At 28.6% G+C, this 18,891-nt stretch carries 15 protein-coding genes, 2 tRNA genes and 2 pseudogenes; 8 read left to right on the forward strand and 11 right to left on the reverse strand.

Annotation, left to right across the window (positions count from 1 at the left end; all coding sequences use genetic code 11):
- Positions 1-88: 88 nt before the first annotated feature.
- Complete coding sequence (locus tag KQ44_RS04295) at positions 89-3,262, forward strand: efflux RND transporter permease subunit (protein WP_096736375.1); 3,174 nt, start codon at positions 89-91, stop codon at positions 3,260-3,262.
- A gap of 155 nt (positions 3,263-3,417) precedes the next feature.
- Here KQ44_RS04295 and groL read toward each other — a convergent pair whose 3' ends face one another.
- The 6 genes and pseudogenes from groL to KQ44_RS04325 form a co-directional block, all read right to left on the reverse strand.
- Positions 3,418-5,049, reverse strand: coding sequence for a chaperonin GroEL (groL, locus tag KQ44_RS04300; protein WP_096736376.1), 1,632 nt, complete (start codon positions 5,047-5,049; stop codon positions 3,418-3,420).
- 191 nt (positions 5,050-5,240) lie between these two features.
- Positions 5,241-5,450, reverse strand: coding sequence for a 30S ribosomal protein S21 (gene rpsU / locus KQ44_RS04305; protein WP_008724792.1), 210 nt, complete (start codon positions 5,448-5,450; stop codon positions 5,241-5,243).
- 29 nt (positions 5,451-5,479) lie between these two features.
- Positions 5,480-5,553 (reverse strand) — tRNA-Met (locus tag KQ44_RS04310).
- Positions 5,554-5,582: 29 nt separating this feature from the next.
- A tRNA-Met gene (locus KQ44_RS04315) sits at positions 5,583-5,655 on the reverse strand.
- 52 nt (positions 5,656-5,707) lie between these two features.
- Positions 5,708-6,642: pseudogene (locus KQ44_RS04320) on the reverse strand (hypothetical protein).
- A gap of 53 nt (positions 6,643-6,695) precedes the next feature.
- Entirely contained in the window at positions 6,696-7,586 is an 891-nt protein-coding gene (locus KQ44_RS04325; protein ID WP_096736377.1) for a hypothetical protein, read from the reverse strand.
- Between the two features lie 123 nt (positions 7,587-7,709).
- Between KQ44_RS04325 and KQ44_RS04330 the strand changes: the two genes are divergently transcribed.
- The 3 genes from KQ44_RS04330 (at position 7,710) to KQ44_RS04340 (ending at position 10,398) form a co-directional block, all read left to right on the forward strand.
- Positions 7,710-8,945 (forward strand): peptidase U32 family protein, encoded by a 1,236-nt coding sequence (locus tag KQ44_RS04330; protein WP_096736378.1) that lies wholly within the window; start codon positions 7,710-7,712, stop codon positions 8,943-8,945.
- An 18-nt stretch (positions 8,946-8,963) separates the two neighbouring features.
- A complete protein-coding gene (ruvX, locus tag KQ44_RS04335) occupies positions 8,964-9,389 on the forward strand; it encodes a Holliday junction resolvase RuvX (protein WP_096736379.1) in 426 nt (141 codons plus the stop codon).
- 82 nt (positions 9,390-9,471) lie between these two features.
- Positions 9,472-10,398, forward strand: a complete 927-nt coding sequence (locus KQ44_RS04340; RefSeq protein ID WP_096736380.1) for a DUF4340 domain-containing protein — start codon at positions 9,472-9,474, stop codon at positions 10,396-10,398.
- Between the two features lie 92 nt (positions 10,399-10,490).
- On the opposite strand, the gene lptB is transcribed toward KQ44_RS04340, so the two are convergent.
- Positions 10,491-11,318 (reverse strand): LPS export ABC transporter ATP-binding protein, encoded by an 828-nt coding sequence (gene lptB / locus KQ44_RS04345; RefSeq protein WP_096736381.1) that lies wholly within the window; start codon positions 11,316-11,318, stop codon positions 10,491-10,493.
- 32 nt (positions 11,319-11,350) lie between these two features.
- Positions 11,351-11,878, reverse strand: coding sequence for a ferritin (locus tag KQ44_RS04350; RefSeq protein WP_096736382.1), 528 nt, complete (start codon positions 11,876-11,878; stop codon positions 11,351-11,353).
- Between the two features lie 575 nt (positions 11,879-12,453).
- Between KQ44_RS04350 and speD the strand changes: the two genes are divergently transcribed.
- The 4 genes from speD to speB are packed head-to-tail and all read left to right on the forward strand — an operon-like array spanning position 12,454 to position 16,401.
- Entirely contained in the window at positions 12,454-13,266 is an 813-nt protein-coding gene (gene speD, locus KQ44_RS04355; protein WP_013115199.1) for an adenosylmethionine decarboxylase, read from the forward strand.
- Entirely contained in the window at positions 13,259-14,704 is a 1,446-nt protein-coding gene (locus tag KQ44_RS04360; RefSeq protein ID WP_240516478.1) for an aminotransferase class I/II-fold pyridoxal phosphate-dependent enzyme, read from the forward strand. The genes speD and KQ44_RS04360 overlap by 8 nt, the downstream gene beginning before the upstream one ends.
- Position 14,705: 1 nt before the next feature.
- The gene (speE, locus tag KQ44_RS04365) at positions 14,706-15,566 is read left to right on the forward strand and encodes a polyamine aminopropyltransferase (protein ID WP_096736384.1); all 861 of its coding nucleotides are present in this window, start codon (positions 14,706-14,708) and stop codon (positions 15,564-15,566) included.
- Complete coding sequence (gene speB, locus KQ44_RS04370) at positions 15,559-16,401, forward strand: agmatinase (protein WP_096736385.1); 843 nt, start codon at positions 15,559-15,561, stop codon at positions 16,399-16,401. Before speE ends, speB begins: the two co-directional genes overlap by 8 nt.
- 54 nt (positions 16,402-16,455) lie before the next feature.
- Here the strand turns inward: speB and KQ44_RS04375 are convergent, their stop codons facing one another.
- The 3 genes and pseudogenes from KQ44_RS04375 to KQ44_RS04385 form a co-directional block, all read right to left on the reverse strand.
- Positions 16,456-16,971 carry a ferritin gene (locus KQ44_RS04375; protein ID WP_096736386.1) on the reverse strand — a complete coding sequence of 172 codons (516 nt, stop codon included), beginning with the start codon at positions 16,969-16,971 and terminating at the stop codon, positions 16,456-16,458.
- Positions 16,972-17,187: 216 nt separating this feature from the next.
- Positions 17,188-17,991, reverse strand: a complete 804-nt coding sequence (locus KQ44_RS04380) for a flagellin (protein ID WP_096736387.1) — start codon at positions 17,989-17,991, stop codon at positions 17,188-17,190.
- A 309-nt stretch (positions 17,992-18,300) separates the two neighbouring features.
- A pseudogene (locus KQ44_RS04385) lies at positions 18,301-18,891 on the reverse strand (DUF4132 domain-containing protein); the annotation flags it as partial.

Consider the following 18,891-nt stretch of genomic DNA (forward strand, 5'->3'; position numbering starts at 1 on the left):
AATTATTATATAATATTTTTTATTATATAGATAAATTTATATTAAAATTTGCTATACTATAATATATATTTATTTTAGGATAAAACATATGAAACAATTAATATACTTCTTTGCTAATAACAGAATGCTTGTAAACATTATCATATTTGTATCTATTATGATAGGTTTATACTCATATTACAATATAGATAAAGAATCATTTCCATCTACAGATTTAGAATTAATGATTTTGCAAGTAGTATACCCAGGTGCCTCTCCTTTAGATGTTGAACAAAATGCTGTTATACAAATAGAAGACCAATTAAGAACTATATCTGGAATAGATGAGTTTACGTCTATTATAACAGAAAATGCAGCTATAATATTTGTACAGCTTGATATGGAAATCGATACAAGTAAAGCTAAAGATGATATTTTCAGAAAAATGCAAAGTGTTCCAGACATGGCAGAAGAAGTTGAAACTATAGAAATAACTGATATAAACCCAAAACTTACATCTATTTACAAAATAGGAGTTCATTTTAAAAAAGGATTTGAAGGAGATGAAAAAGTTTTATACGATTTCAGTAAAGAATTAGAGAGACAATTAAAATATGTTGACGGGATTGCTGATATAACAGTTCAGGGAAGAACAGACCCTGAAGTAAGAATACTCGCTGACCCAAAAAAACTGCAGGAATACTATATTTCTTTAACTGATATAGTAAACTCTCTTTCTGCAAGAAACATAAGAGCCACAAGCGGTGATTTTAAAAAGCCTCTTTATACCGACTTAGAGGAAAATGAAGAAGAAAAAACAATAGTAACAATGGGACAATTTGAAAACCCTATAGAAGCAACTAATGTCGTTGTACGTTCTACATTTAACGGTCAAAGAGTAAGAATACAGGATTTAGCAAAAGTAAATAGAGATTTTGTTGAAAAGTCTGTGTATATAAGAATAAATAGTGTATCAGGATATTCTCTAAACATACAAAAAAAAGAAAATGCTGATATAGTAAAAACTACAGAAAACATTAATAATTTTCTAAAAAATAATCAGAAACTTATACCTGAAAATGTAGAAGTTACAACTATGGGCGAGACATCAAGAATGGTACTAGCTCTCACAAATGTGGCAACGAGTAATTTAATATTCGGATTTATCATTATATTAATAGTGCTTATAATATTTTTAGATTTTAAAAGTGCATTATTTACAAGCATAGGTATGATAGTCGTTATATTTATCACTTTCTCATATATTAATTTTTCTGATTTAACTTTTAATATAATATCACTTGCTGGTATAATTACTGTTATAGGTATGGTTGTTGATAATAGTATAGTAGTATGCGAAAACATATACGATTTCCAAAAGGCTGGAAAAACAGGACTAGATGGAACAGTTGAAGCAGTAAGAGACGTAGTAAGTCCTATAATGGTTGCTACTATGACTACTGTTGTAGCTTTTATGCCTATGCTTCTTACTAAGGATGTTGTAGGAAAACTTATAGCACCTTTTCCTAAAGTTGTAGTTGTAGCTTTAATTGCCAGTTTATTTCAAGCAATATTTTTACTTCCAAATAATCTGCAGGATAAAACTAAGAAAAATTTGAAATTCTTAAAAAAATTAAAAAATCCTCTGGACTTTGATAAAGAAAAATTATTTAATGCCATGAAAAATCCTTTTAATAAAGCATTAAAAACTTTATTAAAATTCAGATATTTAGTAGTTTTATTTTTTATAGTGCTTTTAATATTTTCATTCTTTTTAGCAAAAGAAAGCCTTAAGAAATTTATACTTATATATGATACAAGCTCTGACAGTATAATGATAAATATTGACTCTGGTATAGGTAACTCTATTAACAATACTATGAAATACGTTGAGCAAATAGAGAATATTATATACAAGTCAGTTGATCCTAAAAACTTAATAGCAGTTAATAGTGTTGTAGGAAAACAGGTTAACCAAAATATAGTTGATATTTCGGAAGAATCAGCAAACCTAGCGGGAATCACTGTTTATCTCATACCATCTACAGAAAGAAAAAAAACGGCTTATGATATAATGGAAGATATAAATATAGAATTAGAAAAAACAAGTTTAAGAAAAGAATTAGATGCCTTAATGGTATCAGTAAAACTTCCTATGGACCCCGGAAAAGCAGTGGATATAAAAATAGTGGGAAATGACCTAGAACAAACAAGAAAAGTGAGAGATGAAGTAAAAGCATATTTACTTAGCTTAAACGGAGTAATTAACTATTATGATGATGATAAATCTGGTAAAAATGAACTTAGAGTATTATTTGATTATGATGAGATAGCACAGCTTGGAATGAATGTAGCTAATGTTGCAAATGAATTAAGAACTGCATACAGTGGAACAGTAGCAACATCAATACAGGAACTTGATTATAAATTAGACTTCAGGGTACAGTTAGACAGAAATTACATATTCGATACAAATATTTTAAATAATTTAGTTATACCTAATACATATAACAGACTTTTATATTTAAAAAATGTGGCAAATATAGTTGAAACTAATGGGGTATCTTCTATTAGACACTACAACGGTCAGAGATGCATTACAATCAATGCCGACTTGATACAAGGACAAAATACTTCTATACAAGTAATGTTTGCTGTACAAAATAAGTTTAAAGATATTTCTCAAAGATATCCCGGTATAATAATAGGTTTCGGAGGAGAAGCTGACCAAACAGTCGGGGCTTTGGATGGACTTACCATTACACTTTTAATAGCAATAGTTTTAATATATTTAATATTATTACTTCAGTTTAAAAAATTTGTTCAGCCTCTTATGATAATGTTTTTAATACCTTTCACATTAACAGGAGTATTCATAGCATTTTATCTGCATGGCATGCCTATGTCATTTATAGGTTTTATAGGAATTATAGGCTTATGCGGAGTGCTTGTTAATGACGGAATCATAATGATAGACTTAATAAACAAGATCATAGAATCTGGAAAAACGGACACAGAAGCATTAAGCAATCCAAAAAAATTCGCATTCAACTCAATAGTAGAAGGTGCTACTCAAAGACTTCTTCCTATATTTTTAACCACTGTAACAACGGTAGGAGGTCTTCTTCCAACAGTTTATGGTATAGGAGGACGTGCCGATTTAATAGTACCTATAGTTATGAGTTTGGCTTATGGTCTTATATTCTCTACGCTTATTACATTAATATTTTTGCCTTGTGTGTTTATGATAGCATTTGATTTAAGACTTATAAAATTAAAATAATTATAAACATAAATTAAATAATAAAAAATATATTATTGAATTTAAGATTTTAAATTCAATAATACTTAGTTAAAATAAAAACCCCAGTACATAATACTGAGGTTTTATATATTATTATATTATACTATATAAAAATATTGGTATATTAATTATTATTAATACATACCACCCATTCCACCGCCAGGCATTGGAGGCATTGGTTTTTCAGGTTCTGGTATATCAGTAATAATAACTTCAGCAGTTAATACTTGGCTTGCTATAGAAGCAGCATTTTGTAAAGCACTTCTTGAAACTTTAGCAGGATCAATAATACCAGCTTTTAACATATCAACCCATTCATTAGTAAGAGCATTGAAACCCATATTACCTTTTTGTTCTTTAGCCTGAATAGCAACAACTGATCCGTCTAAACCAGCGTTTGTAGCTATCATTCTTATAGGTTCTTCTATAGCTCTTTTTACTATATTGATACCAACTTGTTCATCAGCATTGTCAGCTTTTAAAGAATCAAGTTTTCCTTGAGCATGTAAATAAGTGATACCGCCGCCTGGAATAACTCCTTCTTCAACAGCAGCACGAGTTGCAGATAAAGCATCTTCTACTCTAGCTTTTTTCTCTTTCATTTCTACTTCAGTAGCAGCACCAATATTTATAACAGCAACACCGCCTGAAAGTTTAGCAAGTCTTTCCTGTAATTTTTCTCTGTCATAATCACTGTCAGTTTCTTCTATTTGTTTTTTAATTACAGTAACTCTGTTTTTTACATCTTCTTTGCTTCCAGCACCTTCAACTATAGTAGTATTCTCCTTATCTACAGTGATTTTTTTAGCTTTACCAAGCTGCTCAATAGAAGCATTTTCAAGTTTCATACCTAAATCTTCGCTGATAACTTGTCCGCCTGTTAATATAGCGATATCTTCAAGCATAGCTTTTCTTCTATCACCAAAACCAGGAGCTTTGACAGCACATACATTTAATACTCCTCTCATTTTGTTAAGTACTAAAGTAGCCAAAGCTTCATTTTCAATATCTTCAGCAATGATAATGAAAGGTCTTCCAGTCTGAGCGATTTTTTCAAGAATAGGGAGAAGTTCTTTCATGTTAGAGATTTTTTTATCATAGATAAGAAGTAAAGCATCTTCTAATTCAGCAGTCATACTGTCTCCATTAGTTACAAAGTATGGAGAGATATAACCTCTGTCAAACTGCATACCTTCTACTAATGAAAGGCTAGTTTCTAAAGATTTAGCTTCTTCTACAGTGATAACACCTTCTTTACCAACTTTTTCCATAGCATCGCTGATTAAACTTCCTATCTCTTTATCATTGTTAGCAGAAATAGTAGCAACCTGAGCAATTTCCTCTTTGCCTTTAATTTGTTTAGCTTCAGATTTGATATAATCAACTATTTCATTAACAGCTTTTTCTATACCTCTTTTAATAAGCATAGGATTAGCACCGCTGGTTACATTTTTTAAACCTTCTTTAACCATAGCCTGAGCTAAAACAGTAGCAGTAGTTGTACCATCACCTGCTACATCATTAGTTTTGGTAGCAACTTCTTTAACAATTTGAGCACCCATATTTTCAAATGGATCTTCTAATTCTATTTCTTTAGCGATAGTTACACCATCATTTATTATAGTAGGAGGACCAAATTTTTTGTCTATTACAACATTACGTCCGCGTGGTCCTAAAGTTACCTTTACGGCATTAGCTAAAGCATCTACCCCACGCATAAGGGCACGTCTAGCTTCTTCATCAAATAATAGCTGTTTTGCTGCCATATATTTTCTCCTTATAAGTATTATTAAATTAAATTATTAGCATTATTAAACTTTAAAAATATTTAGTTTTAAAATCGTAAAAATTATACATTAAAAAATAAATATTTTCAAGTATGCAAATGTGTTAATTAGGCGAAAAAAAAGCACTGATATGTTTGATATCAATGCCTTAATAAAAAATAACAGATAAATTATAGCAAACCTAATCTGCGTTCTTTTTTGATTTTTCTTTTCATTCTTTTAAGAGCTTTTTCTCTTTGAAGTTTTTTCTCAAGAGAAGGTTTTTTATAGAACTGCTTTTCTTTAAGGTCTTGTAAAATACCCTCATTCTCACAAGCTCTGCGGAATCTTTTTATAACGCTTTCTACTGGTTCGCCTTCATTAGCGAATACTCTTACCAATTAACTCACCTGCCTTTTTATAAAGTTATTAGCGGCGAAGGGACTTGAACCCCTGACACTGCGGATATGAGCCGCATGCTCTAACCACCTGAGCCACGCCGCCAAAAATAACAAGCCTATATTTTCAGCTATTAGCGGGGGCAGGACTTGAACCTACGGCCTTTGGGTTATGAGCCCAACGAGCTACCAACTGCTCCACCCCGCGGTATTAAATATTGAAAATAATATACACTTTTTTAAAAAAATGTCAAGTATTTTTATATAAACTTATTTAAAAACTCTTCAGGTTTTAACGCTTCTCCAGACTCAAATAGGTTTATTATATACTTATTAACAAATATTTTTTCTTTTTTAATTTGGTCTCAATAAATAAACCTTCGCTTTTTAATCTTGATAATAGTCTTGCTGCTTTATCCCTTTTCCAATCAAACATATCCATTAAATCTACTATCCTAATATAGGGAGTAATAAATATCATATAAAAGACACTTGAATCAGCTAGTTTCTTAAAATTTTTATTTTGTAAAAGTTTGTCTCTCAATACCTTTAAATTGCTATGAACAAAACTAATAGTATCAACAGCATATAAACATATACCGCGTAAAAACTGCAAATATCTTATTATAGATTCCTTATTAGAACTTTCATTCATACTCATTTCAAAAAATTGATAGGGATAGAGTATAGGATTATCTAATAATTTTAATTTGCATGAATAAATATTAAACACAACTCTGCATATTACAAAACAGCTTTGATAATCTTTAACATATTCATAAGATATTTTTTGATACACTAATAACTTTAATAAAGGATCTAAATCTGCATTATCTATATAAGATATTTCTTCATCATAGCTTTTATCTATTTTAATTTTTCTATCTTCAAGTTTGCTTACTATATTTGAAAAAACTTCTGAATTATAATCACTTTGTACAAACTCTTTTAATATAGAAAACTCTTTATACTTTGAATGATATTCTTCTAATATACTATATGATATCATAGCTATATCTTTAAACTCATAATTACTTGAAGGATTTAATATTAATGATAATATACTTAAAAGATACTCTGAATTTTTTAAAGATAAACAAGACATTCTAAAATCATAATAAGCATGCCAAGTCTTAGACAATTCTTTGAGTACATCAACATCATCAAACATCTCTATATTAAATTTATTACTCATATACGTATATTAACACAATAATGCTTATATATCAATATATATTTTTATAAAGTTTATATGCTGTTAAGTTTTTTTATAGCCTCTTCTATAGCTTCCATTTTAGCCTCATATTTGTTAATCTCTTCTATCCTGTTTATGCCGTCGCAAGCCTGCCATAATGAAACTAGGGCAACATAATCTTCTGCCTTATCATCTATATTATAATTATCAAAATGATAAGTTATCCCTGAAAGAACACACTCAAAATCTGTAATAACAGCATCGTACATCTTTTCAGCTTTTTCAAAATCCTCTATTTCCTCAAAACATAAAGCAGTTTTTATCATGTCTGGGCCAACTAAACCTCTGTAGTTAGACATAACATTGCATGTAATATAACTTTTATAATACATCACCTCAGCCCTAGACCTAGCATCTCCTACTATTTCTGAAAAATCTGAAAGAACGTCTAATATAGATCTGTATATAGACGAAGTTATAACTATACTTACTCTATTAATGGCAGCAGAATCTTTAAAGCCTGATACTATATTGTGAGATATCTTTGAAATAAGTTCATATATACTTTTGACCAAAATGTTAAGCTCTTCTTTATATCCTCCAAAATAGAGGGCATATATAAATCTTACAAAATCGCCGTATAATAATGCATTATTCGCTGTTAAATTAAAATCTATATTATCTATACCGCTTATATCTTTATTATCAATTAAATTTTTTATAACTTTAATAACACTCCCATCATCTTCATAATGAAGTTTTGAATTTTCTGAAGTAAATAATTCTATAGCATTTAATTTTCTTTTCCCGCTAAACTCTCTTATATAGGAGTTCAATGTAGATTTAGCTAAAAAAGTATTGCCTACAGATAACGGCTTTAATATATCAGAATATTCACCATTAAATAGCTCATTAACTAGATGTTTTATTTCTTTAGTAGTCATAAAAAACAACCTCATTATTTTTATATATAATAATAGTATAGTAAATAATCATTAAATAATATATACTTTTTATTAATTTTAATATAAAATAAACAAAATAAAAACTGATAGGATATATAAATAATGGAACTTTTAGCACCAGCTGGAAATAAAGAAAAATTAGAAGTAGCATATCATTACGGAGCAGACGCTGCATATATAGGCGGAGCATTATTTAATTTAAGACATCAAAGCAAAAATACTACCATAGAAGAACTTGCTGAATGCAGAGAGCTTGCTAAAAAATTAAATAAAAAAATGTATTTAACTTTAAACGCTTTTTTGCATGAATATGATAAAAACAATTTAAAAGAATATCTAAAAGAAATTCAAAACTTAAATATAGACGCTTTTATAGTTTCAGATTTAGGTGTATTGGGAATAGTTAAAGAAATGATACCAGACGCTAATATTCATATAAGCACTCAGGCTTCTGTAACTAACAGCTATTCCTGCAAAATGTATGAAACATTAGGAGCAAGCAGAATAATACTTGCAAGAGAATTATCACTAGATGAAATAAAAGAGATCAGAGATAATACTGACTTGGAATTAGAAACTTTTGTACATGGTGCGGTATGTATGTCTTATTCTGGAAGATGTCTATTATCAAACTTCCTAAATAACAGAGATGCAAACGGAGGAGAATGCTCTCAAGTTTGCAGATGGAATTTCAAAACATACATAGAAGAAAAAACAAGACCTGGTGAGTTTATGGAAATAGAAGAAGGAGAAAATCATTCTACAATATTAAGCAGCAGAGATTTGCAGATGGCAGAATATTTGCATTTGCTCCAAAAAGCAGGTATTGACTCTATAAAAATAGAAGGAAGAATGAAAAGCGTATATTATGTTGCCAATACTGTGAGAGTATATAGAGTATTATTAGACTTGCTTGACAGAATAGGATACGATTCCTACCCTGAAGCAATAAAAAAAGAGCCTATTGCAAGCTATTTAAAAGAACTTGATACCATAAGCAGAAGAGAAAGCGACACTGGTTTTTATTTTGGAAGAGATAATATCAAGCCTACACTAAAAGGATATTTGAAAGGCAGAAGACTTATGGGCATGATTTCTGATGACAATGAAGAATATGCTAAAATTACAGTATACAACACTATAAAAAATGGAGATAATTTAGTATATATAGGCAAAGATTTTATTAATCATAATGACAACCGATTCAAACTATTTATAAAAACAGAAGATAATGAGTTTATAGAAGTTGATAATATTAGAAATATAGATAATGCATATATAAAATCAGGGGCCCATGATTTTAAAAAATATGATATTATTACTATAGAAGAAGATTAAGAGAATATTAGAAAAAATATGGTACTTGGTGTAGATTTCGGACGTAAAAAGACTGGCACTGCTTTTATGGATATGAATATAAAAATACCTTTTCCATACCGACTTATAGAAGAAAGCAATGCCAGAAAAGTTAAACGTGCTTTGATGGACATTATAGAAGAGAAAAATATTGATACTGTTATCTTCGGACTTCCTTTATCTGATGAAGGTAAAGAAAGCGAATGGTGTTCTGAGATAAGACGTTTTTCTGAGTTTTTATTAAAAAGTGTCAAAGTAAATGTTGTTTTTGTTGATGAATACGGCACTTCAAAAGAGGCTGATTATATATTAAGAGGCAAAAAAAAGAATGTTAAAAAAAAAGCTAATGATTTAATAGCTGCTGCTTTAATATTAGAAAATTATTTAAACGTTTTAAATATGAATAATAAAAATGATACCTTATAACTATTTACTATTCTTATAATTAAATAGTTATATATTATTAAAAATATAAGTTTTAAAAATATAATAAAAAGGTAATAAAAATATGAATCAAAATATAACTAAAAAATATATAACATTATCATCTATAATAGCAGTATTAATAATAATATTAATAGCTATAATTCTTTTAAAAAATAAAGGCTATTCATTACCTACCCTAAAAGCAATAAATTCAAATATATCCGAAATTATTATAAACAGAGGAGCTAATGAAACAATATCAATAAAATATAATAATAATAAATGGACTGTTAATGATAAATATAATGCTGACAATTCATTGATAGAAGCTATGACAAATGCTTTGAATATTATTCAGCCTACAGAAATAGTTTCTAGGGGTGATGATGAAGCCATATTAAAATATAAATTATCTGATGATGAAGTGTTATCAGTTGAAGCATTTGACAGTTCTTCAAAAAATGTAAGAAACATAAAATTTGGTATGAAATCAGCATTCGGAAATAGTGTATACGCTAAAATAAATAATGATAAAAATATATATCTGCTTGGAAATACATCTTCTAATCCTAAAGATATATTCGATAAAACAGAAAATGACTTGATAAATAAAACCATATCAAAAATAAAAAATGATGATATAGAAAATGTAACTATAGAATATAATAATAATGTATATACTTTGGAAAAACCTAAAGATAATACAAACAATGTATGGATTAAAACTTGGAATAATACAGAAGTAAAAGCTAATGATGTTTATACAAGCGTATTTACATTGGCTAATTTAAATGCTGACGGATTAATAACTAATGAAATAAATAAAAATAATACACTATATAAAATCAATATAAAAACTTTTGACAACAATAATAAAACATATGAGATATTAAACAAATTAGATGACAATAATTATGAAATAGTTAATACCGATGATAATAACAGATATTATATGACAGAAAATTCATTTAATACTTTTATAGAGGCAATTAATTACATAACAAAATAATTATTTAAAAAATTTAAGAAAATAAAAAATATTTAAAATGTATTTATAATAACGGCTTTGCATATAAAATGTGAAGCCTTATTTATAAATAATTACATAGTGAAAGACTCGCCCAAATATACTTTACGTGCTAATGGGTTATTAACTATCTCTTCAGGAGTACCTTTTACTAATATTTGACCATTACCCATAATATATGCTCTGTCTGTAATTCTTAAAGTTTCACGTACATTGTGGTCAGTAATTAATATTCCAAGACCTTTATCTTTAAGAGAAGCTATTATATTTTGTATATCTATAACAGCAATAGGGTCTACTCCTGCAAAAGGCTCGTCTAATAATATAAACTTAGGATTAACAGTGAGTGCCCTTGCTATCTCACATCTTCTTCTTTCACCTCCTGAAAGAGTATATCCGTTTTGTTTTCTTACATGAGTAATATTAAACTCTTCAAGAAGCATATCGGTTATATCCATTCTATCCTTTGCTGATAATGCTTTATTGTATTCAAGTATTGAAAGCAAATTATCTTCTACCGACATCTTACGGAAAATAGAAGCCTCCTGAGGGAGATATCCTATACCAAGAGTGGCCCTCTGATGCATATGAAGATTTGTAATATCCAAATCATTTAAATATACATTTCCAGCAGTAGCTTTAACAAAACCTACTGTAATATAAAAACTTGTGGTCTTACCAGCACCATTAGGTCCTAAAAGTCCTACTACTTCTCCTTGTTTTACACTATAAGAAATATCACCTATTATTTTTCTTTTACCGTAATATTTTGTAAGATTGACAGCACGTATCTCATATGGATTTGATTTATCATAATTAAAGAAATTTTCTGCGGTTATCGGATTTGCAGAGGGTATATTATTATCTTTTTTTTTGAAAATATTTAAAAATTTACCAAGCATATACCCTCTCTATTTCATTTTTTATTATAAAATTATAAACTTACACTTGAGCCATGTTTTTCAGCATCTAAATTACCAATAGCTTTATCAAATGTATATAAATTTCTGCCTTTTAAATCACCCAAGATTTTTATTTTATCAAGAATATCATTAAATAATTCCTGTTCTTCAAGCTGCTCTTGTATAAACCAATCTAAGAATCTTAAAGTAATATAATCTTTTTTATCAAAAGAATATCCTACAAGCTCATTTATGCATGAAGTGATATATTCTTCATGTTTCACTACTGTTTCAAATAAATCTTCTACAGATTTAAAATCAGACTGCGGAGCATGCATCTCAGATATAGTAGCTTGTCCTCCTACTTTATTAATATAATCTTTAAACTTTTCAAAATGTTCTAATTCTTCTCTGTAATGACCATATAAGAATTTACTGCATCCTTTAAGTCCCTCTTTATCGCACCAGCTAGCCATGTTAAAATAAAAACTAGCAGAATATAACTCTTTATTTAGTTGAGCATTTAATAATTTAATTGTTTCTTCAGTTATTATAGACATAATAAAAACTCCTTTTTGAATATATATTTTATAACCTTTTTTATTTTATATTAATGTATTAATCTTTACAATACTTAAAATGAGTGAAAGATTAATAATATGTTTGTATATTATAACATATTTAAAAAAAATATCATGCTCTTAATAATTTTTAATTTAATAATATTTTAATTTTTTATTAATAAAGCACTTGCAGAAAAACCAAAAAAGTATATAATATGCGGCGTAATAGAAAATCGAGTGGTTTATTTGATTGCTATTGCATCCATTTTGGTAAAATTATTTTGACCTTAACCTTCAAAAAAGGGGAAAAGAGGCCATACGGACAGCCGGGTCAAAAGCCGATTTGCGATTCAATCGTGTTAAATTATTTATAAGGAATAAACGTACTTGTGAATGATCAACATGAGCAGTAAAAGTATAAAATTACTGTATAGGCTCAAATAAACTAAAAAATAGTTAAAGATCTAATCAAGTACAATTATTTATCTTTATGTAAGGAAACTTATGTTAGAAAAATAATTGTATTTTTTTATATAAGATTTCCTTCTGCACAAGATGTGAGGAGGATTTTTATGCCAGACAAGATTAAGCTATATGGATTTAATAATCTTACAAAAAGTTTAAGTTTCAATATCTATGATGTGTGCTATGCAAAAACAGAACCAGAACAAAGAAAATATATAGACTATATTGATGAGCAGTATAATTCAAAAAGATTAACTGAAATACTTTGCAATGTAACTGATTTAATAGGTGCTCATATACTAAATATATCAAAACAGGATTATGACCCTCAAGGTGCCAGCGTAACTATACTAATTTCAGAAGAACCTTTAAATGATACTGTGCTTGATGAAACCTGCAATAAAGGTAATATTTCATTTGTAGAAAAAGAAACAGTATGTGCACATTTAGATAAAAGCCATATAACAGTACATACATATCCAGAATATCACCCCAATAAAAGTATATCATCATTCAGAGTTGATATTGATGTTTCCACATGCGGTAAAATATCCCCTCTTAAAACACTTAATTATTTAATACAATGTTTTGATTCTGATATAATATCTATAGACTATAGAGTTAGAGGATTTACCCGTACAATAGACGGAAAAAAATGCTTTATAGATCATAAAATAACAAGTATACAGGATTATATAAGCGAAGAAATTCAAGAAAGATACGACGCTCATGACATAAATATATATAGTGCCAATATCTTTCATACTATGATGATAATTAAAGAACTTAATCTCAGTAATTATCTCTTTGGAAAAGATGTTAATGAGTTTACTCCGAAAGAAAGACTAAAAATATCTAATGATCTTCGTCAGGAAATGATAGAAATATATTCAGGAAGCAATGTATACGATAATGAATAGACAAGAGAAAACACCCATTGTTGAAGCATTAAGACAATACAGAAAAAAGAGAATAGTAAGTTTCGACGTACCAGGACATAAGCAGGGAAAAAGCACAAAAGTTTTAATAGATGTACTTGGAGAAAAATGCGTTCAAATAGATTATAATTCATCAAAGCCTTTAGACAATGCTACCCACCCTATAGGAGTTATAAAAGAAGCTCAGGAATTAATGGCTGAAGCATTTAAGGCTAAAGAATCATTTTTTATGGTTGGAGGCACTACCTCAGCTGTTCAGGCTATGATATTTACTGCATGCAAATATGGAGACAAAATAATACTTCCTAGAAATGTTCATAAAAGTGCTATTAATGCTCTTGTTTTATGCGGTGCTGTGCCTATATATGTAAATCCGGGTGTAAATAAGGAATTGGGTATATCTTTGGGAATGTCTATAGAAAATATAAAAAAAGCAATAGAAAAAAACCCCGATGCTAAGGCTATATTTGTTAATAACCCCACCTACTACGGAATATGCTCTGACTTAAAAAAAATAGTAGAATTAGCTCATAAAAATAACATGCTTGTCCTAGCAGATGAAGCACATGGCACACATTTTTATTTTGGAGATAATCTTCCAATAAGTGCTATGGAGGCAGGTGCCGATATGAGCTGTGTAAGTCTTCATAAAACAGGAGGCTCTCTCACCCAATCATCAGCACTTTTAATAAATAATAATGTTAATGGTAATCATGTAAGGCAGATAATCAATCTTACTATGACTACAAGCCCAAGCTATATACTTATGAGCAGTTTGGACATAGCAAGAAGCGAATTAGCTATTAACGGTAAAGAAATTTTTAAAAAAGTTATTAATATGGCTGACTATGCTAGAAAAGAAATTAATAAAATAGGTGATTATTATGCATTCGGTGAAGAGATAATAAACAATGATGATGTATACTCATTTGATAATACAAAACTATGCATACATACTAGAAAAATAGGTCTTGCTGGAATTGAAGTTTATGATAAATTACGCGATGAATATAATATACAAATAGAGTTCGGAGATATAGGAAATGTTTTGGCTATAATATCCGTAGGCGACAGAACTCTTGAGCTTGAAAGACTTATAGCAGCATTGGCAGAGTTAAAAAGAAAGTATAAAAAAGACTACACTCATTTATTTGATCATGAATATATTAATCCAATAGTAAAATACAGCCCTCAAAAAGCCTTTTATAGTAATAAGTATTCTGTCAAATTAGATAATTCGATAGGCAAAACTTCAGCAGAGTTTGTAATGGCATATCCGCCCGGCATACCTATAATAGCCCCGGGGGAAGAGATAACTCAAGAGATTATAACATATATAAAATATGCAAAAGAAAAAGGCTGTGTAATGCAAGGCACAGAAGATATAGAATTAAATAATATACAAGTAATGGAGGAATAAAATGGAGCTTTGGTATACAGAAAATCATACTGAGGAATCAAAATTTTCAATCAAAGTAGAAAAACAATTATATTCAGCACAGACTAATTTTCAAAGAATAGATGTATTTGAATCAAAAGAATTCGGCAAGTTCTTCACACTAGACGGACTTATTATGGTAACAGAAAAAGATGAGTTTATTTATCATGACATGATAGTGCATGTCCCAATGGCAAGTAATGGAAATATAAAAAATGTACTTGTAATAGGCGGCGGAGACGGAGGCACTGTAAGAGAATTAACACGCTACAAAACTATAGAAAAAATTGATATGGTAGAAATAGATGAACAAGTTGTAGAAGTATGCAAAAAATATTTTCCGTCAACAACATCTGGATTGAGCGATAAAAGAGTAAGTTTATATTTTCAGGACGGATTAAAGTTTGTAAGAGATGCTAAAGAAGGAGAATATGATTTAATAATAGTAGACTCCACAGATCCATTTGGTCCTGGAGAAGGATTATTCACAAGAGAGTTTTACGGCAATTGTCATAAGGCATTAAGCAAGGACGGCATATTAGTAAATCAGCATGAATGTCCTTATTACAGTGATTATGCCTACAATATGCAAAGGGCTCACAGAAATATATACGAAACATTTAATATAGCTAAAGTGTATCAGGCTCATATACCAACCTACCCTAGCGGACATTGGCTTTTCGGATTTGCCTCAAAAACTATAGATCCTATAAAAGACCTTAAAGAAGAAGAGTGGCTTAAACATAATTTGGATACAAAATATTATAATCTTGATATACATAAAGGCTGTTTTGCTTTGCCTACTTATGTAAAAAAACTATTGGAGCAGTCTCATCATGAATAATCAGCCTAATATATTTATGGCATTGGATTCTAGTTTTGAAGAAAGTAATATAGTAGTATTCGGTGCTCCTTATGATGGAACTGTAAGCTACAGACCTGGTACAAGGTTTGCACCTCAATCTATAAGACAAGAATCTTTCGGTATAGAAACTTATTCTCCTTATCAGGAAAAAGATTTGGAAGATTTGAAAGTTTTTGATTACGGAGATTTAGAACTTCCTATGGGAAACAGAGAAAAAGCTCTTGACATCATATATCAAACTTCTAAAAAAATTGTAGAAAGCAGCAAAATACCTTTTATGATTGGTGGGGAGCATTTAGTAACTTTGCCTGCATTTAAAGCTGTATTTGAAAAATATAATGATGTAGTATTAATACAATTTGATGCCCATGCCGATTTAAGAGATGATTATTTAGGAGAAGGTTTAAGCCATGCATGCGTTATGCAGAGATGCTATCAGCTTATGAAAAGTAAAGAGCTGTATCAATTCGGAATAAGGTCTATGACTAAAGAAGAGCATGAATTTGCTAAAAAGCATACTATATTAGAAAAGTTTTCAGCAAATACTGTAGCAGAAGCAAAAGAAAAAATAAAAGATAAACCTGTATATATTACAATAGACCTTGATGTTTTAGACCCTTCAATATTTTCAGGTACTGGAACTCCAGAGGCAGGTGGACTTACTTATAAGGAACTTCAGAAAGCTATACTTGATATGAGAGGATTAAACATTGTAGGTGCTGATGTTAATGAGCTTTCACCAGATTATGACAATAGTAAAGTATCAACCATAACGGCATGCAAAGTTATAAGAGAAATGCTTATGATAATATGATTATAATAATTGGGTATATTAATTAATGTTTAATATACCCGTTTTATTAAATATTTATGAATTATGTTCCTTAGAATCTAAATTACCGACATATTTGTCAAATGTATAAAGATTTCTGCCTTTTAAATCTCCTAAAATCTTTATTTTTTTGATAATATCATTAAATAATTCTTCCTCCTCTAATTGTTCCTCAACAAACCACTCTAAAAACTTTAATGTAACATAGTCTTTATTATCAATAGCTATGCCAACTAATTTATTAATGCAGGAAGTAATATATTCTTCATGCTTAACTATCTTTTCAAAAAGCTCTCCTACATTATTAAAACTAAACTCTGGAGATTTCATATCCCCCATTATAGCCTGACCGCCAGCTTTATTTATAAACTCTCTAAATTTTTCTAAATGTGTATGTTCTTCAGCTGAGTGATTATATAAAAAAGCACTGCATCCTTTTAAGCCTTCTTTCTCACACCATCCAGCCATATTAAAATACAAATTAGCTGAATAATGCTCTAAATTTAAATGTTCATTTAGTAATTTTACTGTTTCTTCTTTTATTATTGACATATAAAAACTCCATTTTTTAGATTTTACTAACATTATTTTATATTATTCTAACATTTATTACAATATACTTAATATAAATAAAATGTATATTTTTTTGATTTTTGTAAATATTACTATACAGATTAAAACATTTATAACAAGTTTTTAATCTGAACAAATATTAAAAACTTGTTATAAAAAAGAATATTTATTAGAATTGTTATTAAACTTTAAAATCTACTGTAATAATATCAAAGCATTTTTAGGTGAATTATTAGAATGAATAATCATAGCCAAAGCTGCTTGAGATTTTATAGAGCTTATTGTTTCATAAATGGAAGCCTCTGCTATATCCTTATCCATTTTTTTACTTCCATAAGAAACCATATTTTCATAATAAAGCATAAGTCCATGAGTATATTCATCAAATCTATTCTGATATGCACCAAGATCCGCTCTTTGCTTAATTACATATTTAATAGCCTCATCTATTACGCCTATACTTTTATTAGCTTTACTTACAGAAGATATAGAGATATAACTGTTAAGTTCATTTTTTAATTTTAGAGAATTTGCTGTAATTGTAGCAATATAAACTCTTTTTCTTTGATATCTTCCTGCTCCTATATGTATCCACATACTTGCTGAAGCATTAACAGAATTTGAAAATCTTCCAGTAAATATTTTTAAAGTGTTAAACTGTGCCTGACTTGCTATTTTATCTATTTCATCTATCAAACCTGATACTTCTGTCTGCATATATAACCTATCGGTATTACTATATACACCGTTTGAAGCTTTTATAGATAATTCTCTTATACGCTGCAGTATACTCATAGTCTCTTCTATATATCCGTCAGCTGTTTGAACAAAAGATATTCCATCCTGAGTATTTTTTTCAGCACGCATCAAATATCTTGCCTGTACTAAAGGACCTTTTTCGCTTGCAAATAATTTTGGAAATTTCTTTCTGCTGTCATTAGCATTAACTTTTAAAAACCTATTTGCTGTTATAGCATTTAAATTATTAGTTATTATCATAAATTACTCCAATAACTATCCCCCAAAACCCACAACAAAAATTATAACTCATTAAAAATATTTTTCAAATTTTAATGCAATTATTATATTATAAAATTGAGAAAATAATATATTTTATATAAAATTCTATAAGGTTATCATAATATAATTTTTATACTTTACAAAATCGGAATTATTTATAATTGCTGTAATAATTATAAGTAATTATAAAATGATAAATAAAAAAATATAAAATAATCAAAAATCATTATAAAAATATAAAACAAAATATACATAATTGATTCGTATAATATTTAAGTATGATAAATACTAAAATAAATCAGTAAGCCTGAAATCCAAAATTATAAATACTAAAAATGTATAAACAAATCTTTTACTTATTTCTTTTTTATTTTTAGCTTTTTTAAAATCAATACTAATATTTACTAAATCATCATATTCTATATCCTCATCAACTTTTGCAGACATTGTAAAAATATCTCCATCATTTGATGTAAATGTATATGTTATATCATCTTCTAATACATCATTGGTATGCATTTCATATTTTTGAGCAAAAAACTTAAAAGCTCCGTAGCTTGTATCTATATTTTTTATCTTTTTTATTTCTTTTTTCAAATTCTTTTTATCTAATTTTATAAGTGTTAATTGATTTATAGCCTGTGATAATTGGCAATCTTCAAGCTGTTTTCTCCATTTATCTATAGTGTGTTCTTCCATTTCTATAGGAGTTGCCAAGCTCATGAAATTATCAGCATTAATTTTATTTTTTCATTTTCTGTGTTTAAATAGTTTCCATCGTTTGTATATCTAAAATTTGTTATAAAATTTTTATCTTTATCATACAAATTCCATATTAAACCAGAACTAAATTTATTCATTAAATAATTATCAATAAAA

The organism is Brachyspira sp. G79, assembly GCF_002379365.1.
In the GTDB taxonomy this organism is placed as follows: Bacteria; Spirochaetota; Brachyspiria; order Brachyspirales; family Brachyspiraceae; genus Brachyspira.

Bases quoted from the DNA above. Each gene is read 5' to 3' on its own strand.
- KQ44_RS04295 (WP_096736375.1), top strand. From the start codon at position 89: ATGAAACAATTAATATACTTCTTTGCTAATAACAGAATGCTTGTAAAC.
- groL (WP_096736376.1), bottom strand. From the start codon at position 5,049: ATGGCAGCAAAACAGCTATTATTTGATGAAGAAGCTAGACGTGCCCTT.
- KQ44_RS04325 (WP_096736377.1), bottom strand. From the start codon at position 7,586: ATGACTACTAAAGAAATAAAACATCTAGTTAATGAGCTATTTAATGGT.
- KQ44_RS04330 (WP_096736378.1), top strand. From the start codon at position 7,710: ATGGAACTTTTAGCACCAGCTGGAAATAAAGAAAAATTAGAAGTAGCA.
- ruvX (WP_096736379.1), top strand. From the start codon at position 8,964: ATGGTACTTGGTGTAGATTTCGGACGTAAAAAGACTGGCACTGCTTTT.
- KQ44_RS04340 (WP_096736380.1), top strand. From the start codon at position 9,472: ATGAATCAAAATATAACTAAAAAATATATAACATTATCATCTATAATA.
- lptB (WP_096736381.1), bottom strand. From the start codon at position 11,318: ATGCTTGGTAAATTTTTAAATATTTTCAAAAAAAAAGATAATAATATA.
- KQ44_RS04350 (WP_096736382.1), bottom strand. From the start codon at position 11,878: ATGTCTATAATAACTGAAGAAACAATTAAATTATTAAATGCTCAACTA.
- speD (WP_013115199.1), top strand. From the start codon at position 12,454: ATGCCAGACAAGATTAAGCTATATGGATTTAATAATCTTACAAAAAGT.
- KQ44_RS04360 (WP_240516478.1), top strand. From the start codon at position 13,259: ATGAATAGACAAGAGAAAACACCCATTGTTGAAGCATTAAGACAATAC.
- speE (WP_096736384.1), top strand. From the start codon at position 14,706: ATGGAGCTTTGGTATACAGAAAATCATACTGAGGAATCAAAATTTTCA.
- speB (WP_096736385.1), top strand. From the start codon at position 15,559: ATGAATAATCAGCCTAATATATTTATGGCATTGGATTCTAGTTTTGAA.
- KQ44_RS04375 (WP_096736386.1), bottom strand. From the start codon at position 16,971: ATGTCAATAATAAAAGAAGAAACAGTAAAATTACTAAATGAACATTTA.
- KQ44_RS04380 (WP_096736387.1), bottom strand. From the start codon at position 17,991: ATGATAATAACTAATAATTTAAATGCTATAACAGCAAATAGGTTTTTA.